A 16,470-nucleotide genomic window follows, 5' to 3' on the forward strand; every position below is an offset into this window, starting at 1 on the left:
CAAGGCCTTTCATACATACCGGCGCAGGGCCATCGGACCTAGCAATTATTCGAAAATAAGAAAGGTGACGAACCACACATGAAAAAAGCAGTAGTCATTTCCGTGCTCGCAACAGCAATTGGAGCAGCAGCTGTTACACCAGTAATGGCACAATCGGCCGTACAATCGGCACAAGCGGTTCAAATCGGTTCACTGACAGTTTCCATCAACGGCCAACCTGCCGCTATCCGCACGATTGACGCACAAGGTGTTACGCTCGCTTCCGTTCGCGACCTGGCGAAAGCTCTCGAAGCTTCCCTGAATGTAGCAGGCAGCACTATCACCGTTCAATTGAATCACAACGTCGTTCAACTGAACGATGCGGTGACCGTGAGCGGTACGGCTTTTGTTGAGCCGGTAAGCTTCCTTACCAAGCTTGGTGTTGGCTACTCGAACGGCAATATCACCTCGGTCAAGTTCCTTGAGAATGCAGAACAAGTTACTTGGGTGAATGCTTCCAAGCTGATCGTATCGAAATCTATCGATACTGGCCGCGAAGATTATCTGGTTGATGCTGCGACAGGCAAAAATGAACTGCTGCTTACTTCTTCCGACACATCCGAGCTGATCGTGTCCCCGGATGGTTCGAAAGCCGCTTATTCCGAAGCTGACGGCACTGTTAACGTCATTGACCTTAGCACAAAGCAATCCACAAAAGTAAGCACTGACACATCGATCAAGAACGAAATGGTATTCTCCGCTGACGGCAGCTCGATCTTCTTCTTCCAAGGGGACAAGAACACCGTTATCGCCAAGCTCAGCCTTGCTGACGGCGCCGTAACAACCGTGCTTGAAGACAAAGTCGACTACAAAGCAAATCTTGCGGTATCCGCCGACGGCAAAAAAGTGGCTTATTTCCAAATTAAGCAGCCGGTTGTTAAAAACGATGCGACGGATGTAAGCAAGGACGATGTCACTATCGACCCGACAGGCACGGAAACGCAAGCTTTCTTCTATGACTCGGCAAAAGCCGATAACAAACCGGTTCAATTGACGAAAGACGCAACCGACAAGGCGTTCCTGGAACTGTCCGCTGACGGTTCGAAAGTTTACTACGTAAGCATTGGCGAAGATTCCGTAGGCAGCATTGCTTCGGTTGATACGGCTTCTCTTGCCGCAGCAAGCGTCTACAACGCTGAAGACGTATTCCAATTGAACCAAGCTGACGGCAAGCTGATCGTGCTCACGGCAAAAGGCGATGCAAACAGCATCAGCGCTATTGATCCGGCAACAGGCACCGCAAGCAAGCTGTACGGCGTATCGGATGCAGTATCCGAGCTGATCGTATCCGGCAAAGGCGATATCGCGGCCATCAGCAACGGCCAGTTGGCAGTACCGGTTAACGGCAAATTCACAACCATCACACGCTAATCAACAATTCATAAGCTCATGCTACACAATTCATATTTTAGGAGGAAATTAAAACAATGAAACTCAAATGGTTCAAAGTGGCTACAGTAGCCGCTCTTATCGCAACAATCGGACTTGGCTCCGTCCAAGCCCCTACTAAAACAGAGGCAGCCAGCAAGCTGTCCGGCAAAATCGTGATTAACGGTTCTTCTGCCCTTCTCCCGCTTACTCTTCAAGCGGCTAACGAATTCAAAAAGCTGAACCCAAAAGTTAAAATCTCCGCATCGGGTGCTGGCTCCATTACAGGTCCTCAATCGGTACGCAAAGGTATCGCCGATATCGGCGCGGTTGACTGGGATGCTACCAAAAAAGTTCCGGGCTTCGAAGCCTTCACGGGTCAAGTCGCTAACAAAGTAGCGGTTACTCCGTTTGCTGCTGTAGTTAACAAGAACGTTACGGCTACGAACCTGACTACCAAACAGTTGCAAGACATCTTCTCCGGCAAAGTAACGAACTGGAAAGAAGTTGGCGGCAAAGATGCTGATATTATCGTCGTTAACCGTGCTTTTGGTTCCGGTACCCGCGTTAACTTCCAAGAAAAAGCGTTGAACGGCGCAGACTTCATGACAAAAGGCGCTAACTACAAAGAAGCTAAATCAAGCGGCGAAATGAAAACAGCGGTAGAAACTACTCCTAATGCGATCGGATACGTCGATTTCGCTTACATCACTACGAAAATGACTGCAGTAAGCATCAATGGCGTTGCTCCAACCGTAGACAACGTTATCAACGGCAAATATAAAGTTTGGGGCTACGGCTACTACATGACTAAAGGCCAGCCTACAGGCGTTGTTAAAGAATTCATTAAGTACATTCAAAGCGCGAAGTTCCAAAACGGATCGCTGAAAAAGCTTAAGTTCATCCCGCTTTCCGCAATGAAATAATCCAAGTTAAAAATAGGTAACGGCGGCCGTCTTTCGCGAAGCGACAGGCGGCTGCTTGCTACCGAAGGAGCCGATCATTAAATATGTTAGATACCTCATCCACTGCGGGCCAGATTGATCTGGGCGGCAGTCTTTTGACGGGAAACGGCAAGCCGTTTGACCGCAGGAAACGCCTTTTTGTCATGAATCGCTTGTTCCGTTATGCTTGCATCGCCTGCGCTGCATTTGTGTGTCTCATTCTTTTCCTTATTCTGGGGCTTATGTTCCGCACGGGCGTGCTGACCTTTGGCGATGTTTCCTTCTCCGAATTTTTCCTGTCCAAGGAATGGAGCCCGGAAAACGAGCAATACGGCGGACTGTTATTCATTTTCGGCACGTTTGCCCTCACGATTATAACGTTGGTTATTTCCGTCCCGCTCTCGCTTCTGGTTGCCGTGTTTCTGTCGACGTTCATTCCGCCATGGCTGAAAAACATGCTGCGCCCGGTCATGGACCTGCTGGTCGGCATTCCGTCAGTCGTTTACGGCTATCTGGGCCTTACTGTCCTGATTCCTCTCATTCGGAACGTTACCGGTACGGGTATGGGTGACGGCCTTCTTGCTGCTTCTCTCGTGCTGACCATCATGGTCCTGCCGACCATCAGCCGGATCAGCGATGACTCGATCACGGCCGTACCTAAGAAATTCAGCGACGCGTCCTATGCCCTTGGCGCGACCCGTTTCCAGACCGTAGTGAAGGTACTTATTCCTTCCGCCCGCAGCGGCATTATGTATGCCGTTATTCTTGGCATGGCCCGTGCTATCGGCGAAACGATGGCGGTTGTTATGGTTATCGGCAACACCCCGCAAATCGCGGACAGCCTGCTTAAGCCTACCTCGGTATTAACGAGCAACATCGTTATGCAGATCGCTAACGTTCCTTTTGACTCCACATGGAACTATGCGCTGTACTTGATGGGCTTCCTGCTGCTTGCCATCTCGCTTCTGATGATCGTGGGCGTACGCTGGCTGCAACGGAGAGGAGTGCAACAACAATGAGCAACGTGACGACTACAGCAAATCCAAGCAATCCTTTCAGCGGCAAAAGAGGAATCAACAGCCTGAATAACCGGCTTTTTACGATTCTCGTATGGACGGTTGGCATCGCAATCGTTCTCTTTATTCTCGGACTTCTGTTCCTCATTCTGAAGGACGGTTTGCCTAAGCTCTCCTGGAACTTCCTGTTTGGCCTGCCTAGCGAAATCGAAGAAGGCGGCGGCATTGGTCCTGCCCTTCTGAACTCCTTCTATATCCTGTTCCTGTCGCTCGTGATCGCTATTCCGCTCGGCATGGCGGCAGGCATTTATCTCGCCGAATTTGCGCCGGACAATAAACTAATCTCGTTTGTGCGGATTTGCGTGGAAGCCCTCGCTTCCGTCCCTTCGATTATCTTTGGCCTGTTTGGCATTGCATTGTTCGTAGAGTTCTTCGAGCTTGGCCTAACGATTCTCGGCGGTGCTGTCAGCCTGGCTTTCCTGAACCTGCCCGTTCTGACCCGCGTGACGGAAGAATCGATCCGCGCCGTGCCGAAGGAGCTGAAGAATGCTTCCTTTGCGCTCGGGGCTACACATTTACAGACGATCATGCGCGTCCTGATCCCTGCAGCCATGAACGGAATTATTACGGGGATCTGTCTTGTGGCCGGCCGCGCCTTTGGCGAAAGCGCCGTTATTATTCTGACTGCCGGCGTTACGACCTCCGGCGAAATGTGGGATTTCAGCCTCTTCTCGCCGGGCGAGACGCTTGCCGTGCACCTGTGGTACGTTCAGTCCGAAGCTATCGTGCCGGACGCCCAGGAGATCGCTCAGAAGTCGGCGGCGGTCCTCGTGTTCTTCGTTCTGCTCATCAACCTGGTGTTCCGTATCCCTCTTTGGATGAATTCTCGACGGATGACGAGGTAGCGCTGATAGTCGGTTGGTGGCCACTACGAAAGTGAATGCTCTTTCGGCCGCTGTTGGCGGGCTAAAAGCTTTCTGAAAGAAAGCTACTTCGGAAGCATAATCTCCGCTCCTCAAGAGCATTCACTTCCTCCGTTCCGCTGCCGACTTCTTTATTAATACCAAAACCGGCGTCCACTATATGGGACGCCGGTTAGATTTATTTAGAGACAGGTTGTATTTGCAACCTGTCTCATTAGGTCAACAAAAGGATGGCTGCGCCAGCCTTTTGCGAATGCATTTTTTTGGCTTCGCCGTACAGGCGGAGCAAAAGAATGTTCTGGAGAAACGGAGTGCTCGCTTTTGTTCACGGAATCGTACCTTGTACGATAAATTCATAGATTCCGGGAACAATGGCGATTGGTACTTTTGCGCAGCCTGCCCCGGCCGCCAATAAAAATGGCTGAGCACAGACTGCTCAGCCATCCCAATATTAACAGTCGCTATCCGGCTTGCCAGCCGCCGCAGCGGTACGGAAGCTCGAACCGCATCCGCATGTAGCCGTCGCGTTCGGGTTCTCGATCGTAAAGCCGCCGCCCATAGCCGAATCTTTCCAATCAATGATGAGACCAAATAAGTATTTCAAGCTGTCGTCGTCAACAACCACTTTCAGGTCCGCGACTTCCATCGACTTGTCGTTCTCCTTCTCTTCGTCATCGAAGCCCATGCCGTAGGAGAAGCCTGTGCAGCCGCCTTCCTTGACGCCAATGCGCAGGAACAGCCCGGGAGTTCCTTCCTCCTCGAGCATTTCTTTTATTTTACCAGACGCAGTTTCACTAATCGTGATCATGCCTCATCCCTCCTCTATGATAAATAAATTAAAGTGTATCGTTATAGTTACAGTATACTCCTCTTCCTCCCCCACCTCAAGAGATGAGTGCCTGCCAACTGGAACGAGTTGCAGACTTTAGGTGTTGCCGCCTTTTACATACGGGTTTATAATAATGGAAGCTTTCTTAAACGGATTTGCAAGTTATTTTTTTCACAAAGGCATCGCCATAGTTTATTCCACTCGTCACAAGAACGATAAATGATAGCATGCCGCAGCACGGATCACAGAACTTACTTTTGAGAAAAAGGAGGTTGCCAATGATGAACATCGCCATTCCATCTGATAATAAGCAAATGCAGTCGATCATCGACAAAGTCCGTAACGGAGAACGCCTTTCGCTTGAAGACGGTGTATTCCTGTATCAATCGGATGATCTGCTTACGATTGGGCAACTAGCTAATGAAGTCAATCTTCGCAAGAACGGTAAGAAAGTTTATTTTATCGAGAACATGAGCTTGTACTTTACGAACGTCTGCGAAGCACACTGCGCATTCTGTAACTTCCGTAAAGACGAAGGCGCTCCGGGCGCTTACACGCTGTCTGGCCAAGAAATGATCGAGTATGTTGAACAGCACTTCCACCCCGGTGTACGAGAATTTCATATTGTAGGCGGGCATAACCCACATGTTCCGTTCCAATATTACGTCGATTCCCTGAAGGCATTAAACGAGCGCTTCCCCGAAGTCACGCTTAAAGCCTACACCGCTGCGGAAATCGACTTTTTCTCGCGTATTAGCGGACTGAGCTACAAGGAAGTATTGGAAGAGCTGATGAAAGCCGGTCTCAAGTCGCTTACAGGCGGCGGCGCAGAAATATTATCCGATCATTACCGTAAAAAAATGCGCGTGGAGAAAGCGGACGTCAGCCAATATTTAGACGTTCACCGCACCGCTCACAACCTTGGCTTGCGTACGCACACAACCATGCTGTACGGCTCGATTGAAACCCATGAAGACCGTATCCGTCACTTGATGCAAATCCGCGAGCTGCAGGATGAAACAAACGGCTTCCTCGTCTTTATTCCGTTGTCGATGCAGCCAATCAATCCAAAAGCCGGCATCCGTCGCCGCAACTCGGCGTACGAGGATTTGAAGACGATCGCGATCAGCCGTCTCATGCTGGACAATATCCAGCATATTAAAGCTTATTTCATTAACATCGGCACTCAGCTGACGCAGGTTGCCCTGACAATGGGCGCATCTGACGCTCATGGCACGATTGTAAAAGAAAGAATCAGCCACTCGGCGGGCGCTCTAACGCCGGAAGGCATCACGCGCGAGGACCTCTTATGGCTCATTAAAGGAGCCGGACGTATCCCAGTGGAGAGAGATACGTTCTATAACGAAATCAAAGTATATGAGTAATCACGCGGTTAGACGCGCATATTAGGCACACAACAAGTCATACATCATTTTGGAGTTGGGTAGGGAATCATATGAGAAAATTTGTGATTTTAGGCGGCGGTTACGGCGGGCAGGCTATCGCTGCAGATGTCATCGAGAAGCAGCTGCCAATCGACGTAGAGGTCGTTCTCGTTGACCGCATGCCTTATCAAGGCCTTAAAACAGAGTATTACGCACTTGCCGCCGGAACGGTTTCAGATCTCGAAATCCGCGTGAAGTTCCCGCAGGATCCGCGTTTAACGAATCGTTACGGAGAAGTCGTCGATATCGATCTCGACAAGAAGCTGGTTTATCTGGAAGGTCAGGATCCAATCGATTACGAATGGCTTGTCGTAGGTCTTGGCTGTACCGACAATTATCACGGCATCGAAGGCGCAGAGGAGTTCTCGACAAGTATTCAGACGCTCTCCAACGCGCGTAAAACGTATCAGCTCCTGAACGACGTGAAGCCTTACGGCCAAGTGTCGATCATCGGCGGCGGTCTTAGCGGCGTAGAAGTTGCCGCCGAGCTGCGCGAAGCCCGTTCCGACCTGAACATCCGCATCATTGACCGCGGACCAAGCGTTATGTCGGCATTCCCCGGATCGCTGCAGAAGTTCGTGGCTTCCTGGTTCAGAGAGCATAATGTTGAGATGCTAAGCCATATTTCCTTATGCCGTCTGGAGCAAGGCGCATTGCATGATTCGAATACGAATCAAACGATCCTGACTGACGTGACGGTATGGACGGCCGGCATTCAACCCGTTGAGATTGTTCAGCGCATGAATCTGCCGAAGGACAAACAAGGCCGGCTTATTGTCAATGAATACCATCAATTGCCGGACTATAACGATGTCTTTATTTGCGGTGACTGCGCATCCCTGCCTTTCTCGCCGAGCGGTCAAGCGGCCGGCGCGCAGGGCAAGCAAATTGCTGAGGTTATTCATGCCATTTGGAACAACAAAACGCCTAAGCTTGGCAAACTCAAGCTGAAAGGCGTAATGGGTTCCCTTGGCAAGAAAAGCGGCTTCGGCCTCATGGGCAGCACGCCGATGATGGGGAAAATTCCGCGTTTGATCAAAAGCGGTATTCTCTGGAAATCGAAACGCCACTTCGGTTAATTTACAATATCGATAAGCGGAAATGATAGATTATGGCTTTATGCTGATGGCTTCCCGGATACGGTGCTTCAAATCCTCGGCGGAATCGGCAGCGATAATGCTGCCGTCAACTAAGGCGAAAGGCTTCAAATAGCATTCGCCGCAGTTGCCGAGACAGCCGTATTCGATTACCTTCAGCTGTTCATCCTGCTCGAGCTGCTTCATGATTAGTTCGGTTCCGTGATGCATGTTTCCGTTGCAGAACTCGATTAGCGGTTTTGACAATTTTATGATCACCTGGCCTTAACGGTTGATATCCATTTTCAATTGCTGCACTTTGTACTATAATAGGGGAGAAAGGAGATGATTGCAATGAGTCAAGCACAAGATACAATGTACGATGAAGTACTGGACGTACTGGATAAATTGCGTCCGTTCCTGCAACGCGACGGCGGTGACGTAGAACTGGTGGACGTAGAGGACGGTATCGTTAAGCTTCGTCTGATGGGTGCATGCGGAAGCTGCCCGAGTTCCACGATCACACTGAAAGCCGGTATCGAGCGCGCGCTGCTCGAAGAGGTTGAAGGCGTACAGGAAGTTGTTCAGGTATTTTAATTGAATAAAGAGTCTTGCCCGCATATCGCAGGCAAGACTCTTTTTTTGTACTCTTATAATCCGATAATATTCGAACGAATGGCATCAAAGCCGCCGGTCACGTTAATAATGCTGCCGGTCAAATAATCCGATCTCGACTGGCATAGGAAGCCGATTACCCTTGCGATGTCTTCGCCGGTTCCCGGTCTGCCGACCGGCGATTCGATATCTCTCTCGCAAGCCGCCTCTTCGATCGTCCGCTCCTTATTCTGGCCGCGGATATCGCCCGGCGCTATCATGTTCACGGTAATGCCGTTAGGCGCCTCTTCGACTGCCAGAGACTTCGTGAAGGAGACAAGACCCGTCTTGGCCGCTGCATACACGGCCCTGTGCGGCCACGCCCTCGCTTCATCCGCATGGCCGAAGCCAAGATGGATGATACGTCCCCAGCCTCTCTCGCGCATGCCCGGAAGCACCTTGTGATCAAGGAGCATAACGCCAAGCAGATTTCCGTTAAGCAGCTGAATAATGGCTTCTTCGCTGTACTCGGCGAACAAACGCCTCTCCCGAATAAACGGACCCGCGTTGTTCACCAGAATATCAATGCTCCCGTTCCAGGCCTCCGCTTCCGCGGCCAGCCTCGCAACACCCGCGGGAACGGATATATCGCCTTGTATGGCGGTTGCTCTAACACCCAGTTGTTCGATCTCACGCTGAAGCTCCAGCGCCTCCTGCCTGCTTCCCAAGTAGTTTAACACGATGCTGCAGCCAAGACTTGCGAGCTGCAATGCAGTCCGTTTGCCAAGCCCTTTGGCGCTTCCGGTTACAAGCGCCGTTCTGCCCATCAGCTCCACGAGCATTCCTCCTCGCGATTTAAGCCTACCTGGTTCGTATTAGTCTGCAAGCATAGTCAAAGGTAAGGCGTAATGATCCTGTCACCATTTGCAAGCCATGCTGGAGATCCTCCGATTGTGCTTGAATATTCTCAAGCAGAACTTCCTGTCCGTACATCGTATGAGCTTGAGCAAGATCATCCTGCATTTCCGAATTCATGTAATGGATCTCGGTATTCCGGCGCTTCCGCAGCCGGCCCATCGGCTCCTTGAGGCTTTCCTTGATGTCGTTCAGCTTCCAGGTCAAATCCGGATGCGCCTTCTTGTCGCGCATATTGCGCAGTACCGTGAAGTATGAAAAATGCGGTTTGATCCGCTCCGTCTTCATATCAAGCATGTCATTAAGCAAAATGCTCATCTTATCCAGCAGGGCAAAAATCCGGATAAACGCATTTTTGTCAAAATACACGTACCGTTGATACATCAGCTTCTCTTCCTCTGACATCTGGCTCACGGAAGGGGCTTTGATCTTCTCCTTGAAACGGCGCGCAGCGTAGCAGCTCTGCTCGATTTCGTTCAGGGAAGCAAGCAGACCCTTCGTCCACACTTCATACGTACGAAGCTTATGGTCCGCATCCTTGCCCTCTTCAATCTTCTTATGCAGAATGGCCACGAACTGATTCATCAGCTGCATCGCTTCCGCAAGACGTCCCTCCGGCTCCCGTTCCGGTTCATCAAATAGAAAACGCAGCATCGATCATTACCGCCTCTCTTGCCACTCAAGTAATTAGAAGTACTCTTTCCATCTACGGTCAACAAGCTCGGTAATATCCTCACGCGGGAACAGCTCCGCCGGATAACCTGGCTTCATTCTTGCATCAATAACAATTGGAAGCTTGTAGCCAAAATGATGGCGGCGGATTTCCGCATTCGCGTATATATCGTCCGCCGGGTTAAACCGGGTAAATACCGTCCATAAGAACGATGTTTGTCCGTGCGCAATGTCAGCATCGTCTACAAGCACGACCATCGGCCATTCCGTACCGCGCTCCGACAGCCGTCCGAGCAGACGCTCCGCAAGCTGCGGCTCTGCTTCATAGGATGCGCCGGATACAACCAGACATCCGCGGCAGTATACCTGCGCGTTGCTGATCTCCTCGATCACGCCTTCATTATAGCTTGTCGGCAGCTCTCTGACCGGTTCGCCTACACCCAGCATGACCGCCTTGCTGCCATGATTAAATTTGCCGCTTGTATAGTCGAGCGTGTCATGGGACGTTTCGTCGAATACGAACAGATCCGTCTGCGGCTGGAACCGCTCAAGAACCGTCTCAAGCAGCACATCAAATCTTGACAGGTCAATCGGCTGATCCGTCAGCATGAGGAATTTAGTCAAGGTAAGCTGGCCCTGTCCGAGAATACTGAAAGCCGTCGATAATGCCTCGCGCGAATAGGATTCCCTTACAACCGCAGCCGCAAGCGCGTGGACGCCTGCTTCCGCGTAAGCCCACAGCTCATTCACGCCCGGCATAACCATCGGGAAGGCCGGCGCCAGAAGACGCTGCAAATACTCGCCCAGATAGTAATCCTCCTGACGAGGCTTGCCTACAATCGTCGCCGGATAAATCGCATCCTTGCGGTGCCATACATGATTGACATTAAACACGGGGAAATCATGAACAAGCGAATAGTAGCCGAAGTGATCGCCAAACGGTCCCTCCGGACGGCGGATATGCGGCGGCACTTGACCGCTGATTACAAATTCGGCTTCCGCCGGAATCCGGTGCTTGCTATGCGGGTCGGATACGACCGGCAGCTTGCCGCCCAAAATAAGCGAAGCCATTAGCAGCTCCGGCAGATGCTCGGGGAGCGGCGCGATTGCCGAAGCGATCAGAGCTGGCGGTCCGCCAAGGAAAACGGATACCGGCAACGCTTCGTTCCGCTGCTCGGCCTCATGGTAGTGGAAGCCGCCGCCTTTATGTATTTGCCAATGCATGCCCGTCGTTGAATCATCAAAGATTTGCATGCGGTACATCCCTAGGTTATGCGCCTTGCGGGATTTTAAGCTCTCCGTATAGACAAGAGGCAGCGTAATAAACGGTCCGCCATCCTCCTGCCAGCTAGTTACCCGCGGGAGTCCGGCAAGCGGATTCTGGCGCTTTAATACTTGAAGAATCGGCGCGGTGCCGCTTGGCACTTCCTTCATGCCTACCTTCAGCATGTCCCAGATCAGCTTCTTCTCGCCCCATAATGCTTTTGGCGTTGGAGGCATAATTCGGTCCGCAGCGCCTACGATTTGTTTCATGATCTCTTCCGGACGCGGTCCAAAAGCCAGATCAACACGGCGGCTTGTCCCGAACATATTCGTCAGAACGGGAAAAGGACTGCCCTTCACATTCGTGAAAAGCAGTGCCGGTCCTTCCTCTTCGATGACGCGGCGGTGGATTTCCGCCAGCTCCAGATTGGGATCTACTGGTACGTCAATGACCAGCAGGTCCTTCTCTCTTTTTAATACCTCTACAAATTCACGCAGGTTTTGAAAACTCAAGCCTTTTCCCGTCCTTCCCGCAGCCGCCAGGAACGTATCAGCATATCACATAATATTCCAAACAAGGCCGTTATAATTAAATTATGAAGCAAGTTCGTAAACAGGAACCAGTCTTCGTTGCCGATTGTCTTAGTCAGCAACGCGCCGCTCAGGATTTGAGCGATAACAAGAACAAGCGACCAGCCGGCAGCTTTCGTAAGCCCTTCGCCTTTGCCGCTGATTCTGCGGACATGGACGTACAATCCGATGAGAGCAAGACCAAAAATAAGTGCCCCTACGCGATGAATAAAGACGGCTGCCGTTGCTCCCTGAAGCTCTGGCACAACTTCGCCGTTACATAGCGGCCAGCCCAGGCAGCCGCCAGCCGATTCGGTGTGGCGGATAAACGCGCCAAGATAAACCACGATATAACAGAAAACAGATACGGCCAGCATGCGAGGAAAAATAGCTCGCGGCACCGTAAATTCCGCCGGCTTGCCGTTCTTCACGCGATAAGACCAAACGACAAGAAGCAAAGTAAATGCAAATGCAATTAAGGAAATACCAAAATGAATAGCCATTACTGCGTCAGACTGATACCACACGACAGCTGCAGCGCCCATCAGAGCTTGAATAATCGTGAAGAGCAGAGCACCGCTCGCATAGATAAGCGGCTCTTTGTAATCCGCATTGTTTTTTCGGAACAGCAGGTATATAGCGACAAAGGCTGCCACAACAAGCATACCTTCAAAGCCGGTAATCAGGCGATGAGAAAATTCGATCGCTGTTTCCATTGTATACGCAGGAATAAATTCACCGTTGCAAAGCGGCCAATCATCACCGCATCCGCGTCCGGATCCGGTATTGGTAACAAGTGCTCCGGCAAGCAGAACAAGTAGCATTCCGATGCACGATGCGAGAGCAAGCGCGCGAAAACGGCCGGTAACCATAATAAAATCACCTTTTTTCGGGTTTTGTTGTCACCTCATTATAGCGATTAAGGGGGCCAAAAGCCATGTTGAAAATGTGACACTTCCTAGGGTGTGACAGTTCCGTGGCAATGATGCGCGCAAGTCGAAACGGCCTTGTTCGCATCCTTTTTTTAATCTGAGCGCTCAATAAAAAGTGCGGCTTTAGGATCATCTCCTTAAGCCGCACTTTTTATTTTATTTACTCCTGCGGAAGTGCTTCTGCAACCTGTATCGCACGCTCCAGGAACTGTTCGATTTCGTCCCGCGTCTTGCGAAGCTTGTTGACGAACCGGATCAATTCCTTGCTGTTGCGGAAGGCAATAAAGCTTGGAATGCCAAGGATGTTCAGCTCGGAGCACAGATCGGGCAGCTCGTCGCGGTCGATCTCGTAGAACGAAATCTTGCCGCTGTACTGCTGCTCGACATCCGGCATAAACGGATCGATAAAATGGCAGTCCGGGCACCAGGTTGTTTTGAATACTACTACCGCAATCCCATCGCCTTGAACGGCTTTCCGGAAGGCAGCATCTGTTGTAAGCTTGTTCATCGTTGTTATCCTCCCTGCTGTATAGAACGATTAGTGTACTTCGCGCTCGATAACAAAGGTATCGCTGCCCCAGCTGTCATCCCAGTGAACCTTCGCTCCAAGCGCATTTGCAAAGTTACGCCCTGCCACATACAATGTGCCGTCAACGGCTTTCGCCACAAATGACCAAGTTGCTGGTTTGCCGTTCACCGTTACGCGGTCGGAGCCTTCCTTCAGAACGATTGTTGTATTCGTCGCTTCATCATAGACTGTTACATTTTTCGTCTTTTTATCATACTTAACCGTCGCCCCAAGCTGCTCGGCTACTTTGCGAAGCGGAATAATCGTAACGTATTTAGGTGTCACGATAGCCGGATAAAGTCGCGATTCCACGGAAAGCTCGACTGTTTGCTGACCGATTTGCAGCTGGTCAAGCAAAGCGTAAGCATCCGATTGCTTATCGAACATGCGAAGGAATTGGTAACCTTGCATGGTATCCAGCTGATCCAGACGAATAGCCTTTTCAGGGACGACAGGAGCATCGGCCTCTACTTTGCCGTTTACGTTCCACATCTCGCTCTCGATATGCAGCGAAAGACCGTCAAGCGGGAACAAAGCTTGCTCGCTAGGCTTAAGCGTAACGTCGATCGCCTGTTTGCGGATATCCATCTTGCTGTCTACGTAAAGCTCTGCTTTAATCGAAGAATCGTCATTGAAGATCTGCTTCAGTTCTTCGCCGCTCTCTTCTTCCATCGCTTTCAGCTCTTCCTGAAGGGATACGAACAGCTCCTCAAGCTCATCCGTCATTTCCGCAATCATGTCTTCGGTCGTTGGCATATCCAGTCCGGATTGCTCGAACGGATTCACGCCAATGTCTTCCCACAGCTCCGGATGGCTGTTCATGATCGTAACGATCTGCTTCACGAACGTTTCAAGTCCTTCACGGTCGTTTGCGAGAACGTCAACATACTTCTTCACCCACGACCAAATCTCGGTACCGCTCAGTTCGGCCTTCACATGGAACAGCGAGGTGTTTACCCCGTTAATCGGTTCTTGTACCGCGTTAACCGAAATTTTATCCGGGTTCGGCAGATTGTCGATGAAATAAGACGTCGCGCTGTCCGTGATCTCTTTGCCAATCGCCGTTAACGCATCCTCATCCGAGCTTGCATCGGCATCCTCAAGACTGCCGGTGCCCAGCATGGAGCCAATACCCGAGCCGGATACGTCCAGCACGATCGGAAGCTTCGCGCCTTCTACCTCGATAACCGCCGTTGTATCCGCCTGCTTGATCGAGAAGCCGATGCTGACCGAATCTCCCAGGAGCAGCTTGCCGGCAAACGAAGAATGGGTAGCATCCTGTACCTTCACGTTGTCTAACTGAATCTTCATATTCGAGAACAATTTCATAAGAGCAATTTCTTCTTCGGGCATTCCCTCATAGGCTTCTTCATTCATGAGAAGCTTCAGCTCTACCGATTGCTTGCTCTCTGCGGAAGTCACTTTAAGTGTATTTTTTAACACGGTGTTAAAATCTACGCCCTGGATCGCCTGACAGCCTGCCACAATTACCAGCGCAAGCGACAAAATCAGAATGATCCCTCTTTTGAATCTCTTCATACTCTTCAATTTACAATTCTCCCTTCACTGCCAGTAATAGATAGATTAATAGACCTAGAATCCTATCTATTGTACCTGAGGTTCAGGGGGGTTGTAAATGTATGGAAATTAAAGATTTTATATGCTAATTCTGCGTCCGCGTACGGCCCAGCAGCTTCAGAAGCAGGACGAACAGCTTGCGCAGCGGCCCCGGGAAGGACTTCGCGTCCTCCATCGTAACCACTCGTAACAGAACAAGCAGGAGCAGATACAAAGCTCCAATCACGGCTCCTGCCGCGGCTGCCGATACCAGATACGTCAGCTTGTCCGGCCAGCTGTCCGTCAGATGGCGAATCCCAACTTCTGTTCCCCAGCCAGCCGCAACGGATACAACAATCGTTACGATATAGGAAGGCCAGCGGCTGCCAAGCACCGTAAACTTCACTTCTCTTCGAATGGCCTCCAGATTCATCCATGTCATGATGACAAAGCAGACACTGGTCGCCATAATGACGCCATATACGCCGTAGATCGGCGCAAGGGCGTAGCTGCACAGGATTTTCAGCCCGATTCCGACAAATGTGTTCATCATCGGAATGCGCGCTTTGCCTAATCCGAACAGAATCGAGTTGCTTGTCATCATCGTAATTTGGAAGATCGTCCCCGCCGTCAGCGCGGCAACGATACCGTAACCTCTTGGTCCCGTGAAGATCAGACCCGTTACCGAGTACGAAGCGGCGGCCAGAGTCAGTGCTGCAGGCACGCCCGTGAACAGGACAATACGCATGACCAGCGCCGTCTGGCGCTGTACTTCGCCCATGTTGCGCAAGGAGTAAGCCGATGAGATGACCGGAATAATCGAGGTGCTGAGCGCGATGGCGAGAATCGGCGGAATGCCCGCTACCGTCTGCGCCTTGAAGCTGAGATCTCTCAGTACCAGAAGCGCTTCATGATAGCCGTAATAGGTTTCCGTCAAACGGACGAATAAGGACGAATCAAACGTATAAATAATTTGAACGGTCATGGCTGTTATGACAATCGGGATGGACATGGTGAAAATTTCGCGGTAAATCGAGCGGAAAGGAATCTTCGCCGCCGCCTTGACCGCCTCAATATCCACCACCGGCCGTTCCGCCAGGTCTCCCCGGCGCAGCTTGCCTGCATAATAGAGCATAACGAGCAAGGCGCCAACGCCGCCAATAACGTTACCGAACGATGCAGCGGCCGCGCCCCATTTTTCGCCCCAGTCGATCGAAACAACATAATAAGCGAGCGCTACGCCTACGATAACGCGCAGAATTTGCTCCACGATCTGCGACATGCCGCCCGCCATCATGAACTGGCGTCCTTGGAAGTAGCCCCTCATCATCGCGATGAGCGGGAAAATAAGCAGCGTAGGCGCTACCGCGCGTATCGCCACCTCCGCACCAGGCGTCTTGGCAATATGAACGGCATAATACGGAGCCGCCGCGTATAGGGCAATCGTCAGGATCACGCCGGTAACAAGGCCGAACAACAACGCAGCCTGATAGACGCGCTTTGCTTCATGCTCGCGGCCCAGCGCGTAGCGTTCCGATACCATTTTGCTTATTGCGCTGGGCAGCCCGCCCGTTGCAACAACCAGCAGCGTCAGGTACACGTTGTTTGCCACCGCGAAATAAAGCCCGCCGTTTTCGGTCAGGATGTGGTCAAGCGGCACGCGTTGAAAAATCCCGAGGAACCGCGCAATAAGCGCGGCTGCCGCGAGAATCAACGTGCCTTTTATAAGAGAATCTTTTTTCATGTCGTCCTACTCTTT

General features: G+C 51.2%; 16 protein-coding genes. 7 read left to right on the forward strand and 9 right to left on the reverse strand.

All coding sequences use genetic code 11. From position 1 onward, the window contains the following. Positions 1–78 precede the first annotated feature (78 nt). The 4 genes from M3194_RS18175 to pstA all read left to right on the forward strand — a co-directional run bounded on the left by M3194_RS18175 (position 79) and on the right by pstA (position 4,272). Positions 79–1,410: a TolB family protein gene (locus M3194_RS18175; protein WP_251655502.1), complete on the forward strand. Its 1,332-nt coding sequence runs from the start codon at positions 79–81 to the stop codon at positions 1,408–1,410. A gap of 56 nt (positions 1,411–1,466) precedes the next feature. Then, entirely contained in the window at positions 1,467–2,333 is an 867-nt protein-coding gene (locus M3194_RS18180; protein WP_251655503.1) for a phosphate ABC transporter substrate-binding protein, read from the forward strand. Positions 2,334–2,416: 83 nt separating this feature from the next. Beyond that, positions 2,417–3,370 (forward strand): phosphate ABC transporter permease subunit PstC, encoded by a 954-nt coding sequence (gene pstC / locus M3194_RS18185; protein WP_251655504.1) that lies wholly within the window; start codon positions 2,417–2,419, stop codon positions 3,368–3,370. Beyond that, a complete protein-coding gene (pstA, locus tag M3194_RS18190) occupies positions 3,367–4,272 on the forward strand; it encodes a phosphate ABC transporter permease PstA (protein WP_251655505.1) in 906 nt (301 codons plus the stop codon). The genes pstC and pstA overlap by 4 nt, the downstream gene beginning before the upstream one ends. A gap of 469 nt (positions 4,273–4,741) precedes the next feature. Here the strand turns inward: pstA and M3194_RS18195 are convergent, their stop codons facing one another. Beyond that, positions 4,742–5,098 (reverse strand): HesB/IscA family protein, encoded by a 357-nt coding sequence (locus M3194_RS18195; protein WP_251655506.1) that lies wholly within the window; start codon positions 5,096–5,098, stop codon positions 4,742–4,744. A gap of 302 nt (positions 5,099–5,400) precedes the next feature. Between M3194_RS18195 and mqnE the strand changes: the two genes are divergently transcribed. Together mqnE and M3194_RS18205 are read left to right on the forward strand one after the other, a co-directional pair. Then, on the forward strand, positions 5,401–6,504 hold the full coding sequence (gene mqnE / locus M3194_RS18200) for an aminofutalosine synthase MqnE (protein WP_251655704.1): 1,104 nt from the start codon (positions 5,401–5,403) through the stop codon (positions 6,502–6,504). Between the two features lie 71 nt (positions 6,505–6,575). After that, a complete protein-coding gene (locus M3194_RS18205; RefSeq protein WP_251655507.1) occupies positions 6,576–7,643 on the forward strand; it encodes an NAD(P)/FAD-dependent oxidoreductase in 1,068 nt (355 codons plus the stop codon). 30 nt (positions 7,644–7,673) lie between these two features. Here the strand turns inward: M3194_RS18205 and M3194_RS18210 are convergent, their stop codons facing one another. Next, the gene (locus M3194_RS18210; protein WP_285889357.1) at positions 7,674–7,907 is read right to left on the reverse strand and encodes a YuzB family protein; all 234 of its coding nucleotides are present in this window, start codon (positions 7,905–7,907) and stop codon (positions 7,674–7,676) included. An 87-nt stretch (positions 7,908–7,994) separates the two neighbouring features. Here M3194_RS18210 and M3194_RS18215 point away from each other — a divergent pair, with 87 nt between their 5' ends. After that, positions 7,995–8,237, forward strand: a complete 243-nt coding sequence (locus tag M3194_RS18215; RefSeq protein WP_015846404.1) for a NifU family protein — start codon at positions 7,995–7,997, stop codon at positions 8,235–8,237. Between the two features lie 53 nt (positions 8,238–8,290). Here M3194_RS18215 and M3194_RS18220 read toward each other — a convergent pair whose 3' ends face one another. From M3194_RS18220 to M3194_RS18250, 7 genes are all read right to left on the reverse strand, one after another. After that, positions 8,291–9,076 carry an SDR family oxidoreductase gene (locus tag M3194_RS18220; protein ID WP_285889358.1) on the reverse strand — a complete coding sequence of 262 codons (786 nt, stop codon included), beginning with the start codon at positions 9,074–9,076 and terminating at the stop codon, positions 8,291–8,293. Between the two features lie 19 nt (positions 9,077–9,095). After that, the gene (locus tag M3194_RS18225; protein ID WP_251655509.1) at positions 9,096–9,803 is read right to left on the reverse strand and encodes a Cthe_2314 family HEPN domain-containing protein; all 708 of its coding nucleotides are present in this window, start codon (positions 9,801–9,803) and stop codon (positions 9,096–9,098) included. A gap of 33 nt (positions 9,804–9,836) precedes the next feature. After that, on the reverse strand, positions 9,837–11,597 hold the full coding sequence (locus M3194_RS18230) for a UbiD family decarboxylase (RefSeq protein WP_251655510.1): 1,761 nt from the start codon (positions 11,595–11,597) through the stop codon (positions 9,837–9,839). Beyond that, positions 11,594–12,526, reverse strand: coding sequence for a COX15/CtaA family protein (locus tag M3194_RS18235; protein WP_251655511.1), 933 nt, complete (start codon positions 12,524–12,526; stop codon positions 11,594–11,596). Before M3194_RS18235 ends, M3194_RS18230 begins: the two co-directional genes overlap by 4 nt. 220 nt (positions 12,527–12,746) lie before the next feature. Beyond that, a complete protein-coding gene (locus tag M3194_RS18240; protein ID WP_251655512.1) occupies positions 12,747–13,094 on the reverse strand; it encodes a thioredoxin family protein in 348 nt (115 codons plus the stop codon). 30 nt (positions 13,095–13,124) lie between these two features. Further along, entirely contained in the window at positions 13,125–14,693 is a 1,569-nt protein-coding gene (locus M3194_RS18245; RefSeq protein WP_251655706.1) for a copper amine oxidase N-terminal domain-containing protein, read from the reverse strand. A 124-nt stretch (positions 14,694–14,817) separates the two neighbouring features. Next, a complete protein-coding gene (locus tag M3194_RS18250) occupies positions 14,818–16,455 on the reverse strand; it encodes a polysaccharide biosynthesis protein (protein ID WP_251655513.1) in 1,638 nt (545 codons plus the stop codon). Between the last annotated feature and the right edge of the window lie 15 nt (positions 16,456–16,470).

The organism is Paenibacillus glycanilyticus (assembly GCF_023715145.1).
Lineage (GTDB): Bacteria > Bacillota > Bacilli > Paenibacillales > Paenibacillaceae > Pristimantibacillus > Pristimantibacillus glycanilyticus_A.

Excerpts from the sequence above, each read along its gene's own strand:
- M3194_RS18220 (WP_285889358.1), bottom strand. The coding sequence starts at position 9,076 with ATGCTCGTGGAGCTGATGGGCAGAACGGCGCTTGTAACCGGAAGCGCC.
- mqnE (WP_251655704.1), top strand. The coding sequence starts at position 5,401 with ATGAACATCGCCATTCCATCTGATAATAAGCAAATGCAGTCGATCATC.
- M3194_RS18175 (WP_251655502.1), top strand. The coding sequence starts at position 79 with ATGAAAAAAGCAGTAGTCATTTCCGTGCTCGCAACAGCAATTGGAGCA.
- M3194_RS18245 (WP_251655706.1), bottom strand. The coding sequence starts at position 14,693 with ATGAAGAGATTCAAAAGAGGGATCATTCTGATTTTGTCGCTTGCGCTG.
- M3194_RS18205 (WP_251655507.1), top strand. The coding sequence starts at position 6,576 with ATGAGAAAATTTGTGATTTTAGGCGGCGGTTACGGCGGGCAGGCTATC.
- M3194_RS18240 (WP_251655512.1), bottom strand. The coding sequence starts at position 13,094 with ATGAACAAGCTTACAACAGATGCTGCCTTCCGGAAAGCCGTTCAAGGC.
- pstC (WP_251655504.1), top strand. The coding sequence starts at position 2,417 with ATGTTAGATACCTCATCCACTGCGGGCCAGATTGATCTGGGCGGCAGT.
- M3194_RS18215 (WP_015846404.1), top strand. The coding sequence starts at position 7,995 with ATGAGTCAAGCACAAGATACAATGTACGATGAAGTACTGGACGTACTG.
- M3194_RS18235 (WP_251655511.1), bottom strand. The coding sequence starts at position 12,526 with ATGGTTACCGGCCGTTTTCGCGCGCTTGCTCTCGCATCGTGCATCGGA.
- pstA (WP_251655505.1), top strand. The coding sequence starts at position 3,367 with ATGAGCAACGTGACGACTACAGCAAATCCAAGCAATCCTTTCAGCGGC.
- M3194_RS18195 (WP_251655506.1), bottom strand. The coding sequence starts at position 5,098 with ATGATCACGATTAGTGAAACTGCGTCTGGTAAAATAAAAGAAATGCTC.
- M3194_RS18180 (WP_251655503.1), top strand. The coding sequence starts at position 1,467 with ATGAAACTCAAATGGTTCAAAGTGGCTACAGTAGCCGCTCTTATCGCA.
- M3194_RS18225 (WP_251655509.1), bottom strand. The coding sequence starts at position 9,803 with ATGCTGCGTTTTCTATTTGATGAACCGGAACGGGAGCCGGAGGGACGT.
- M3194_RS18250 (WP_251655513.1), bottom strand. The coding sequence starts at position 16,455 with ATGAAAAAAGATTCTCTTATAAAAGGCACGTTGATTCTCGCGGCAGCC.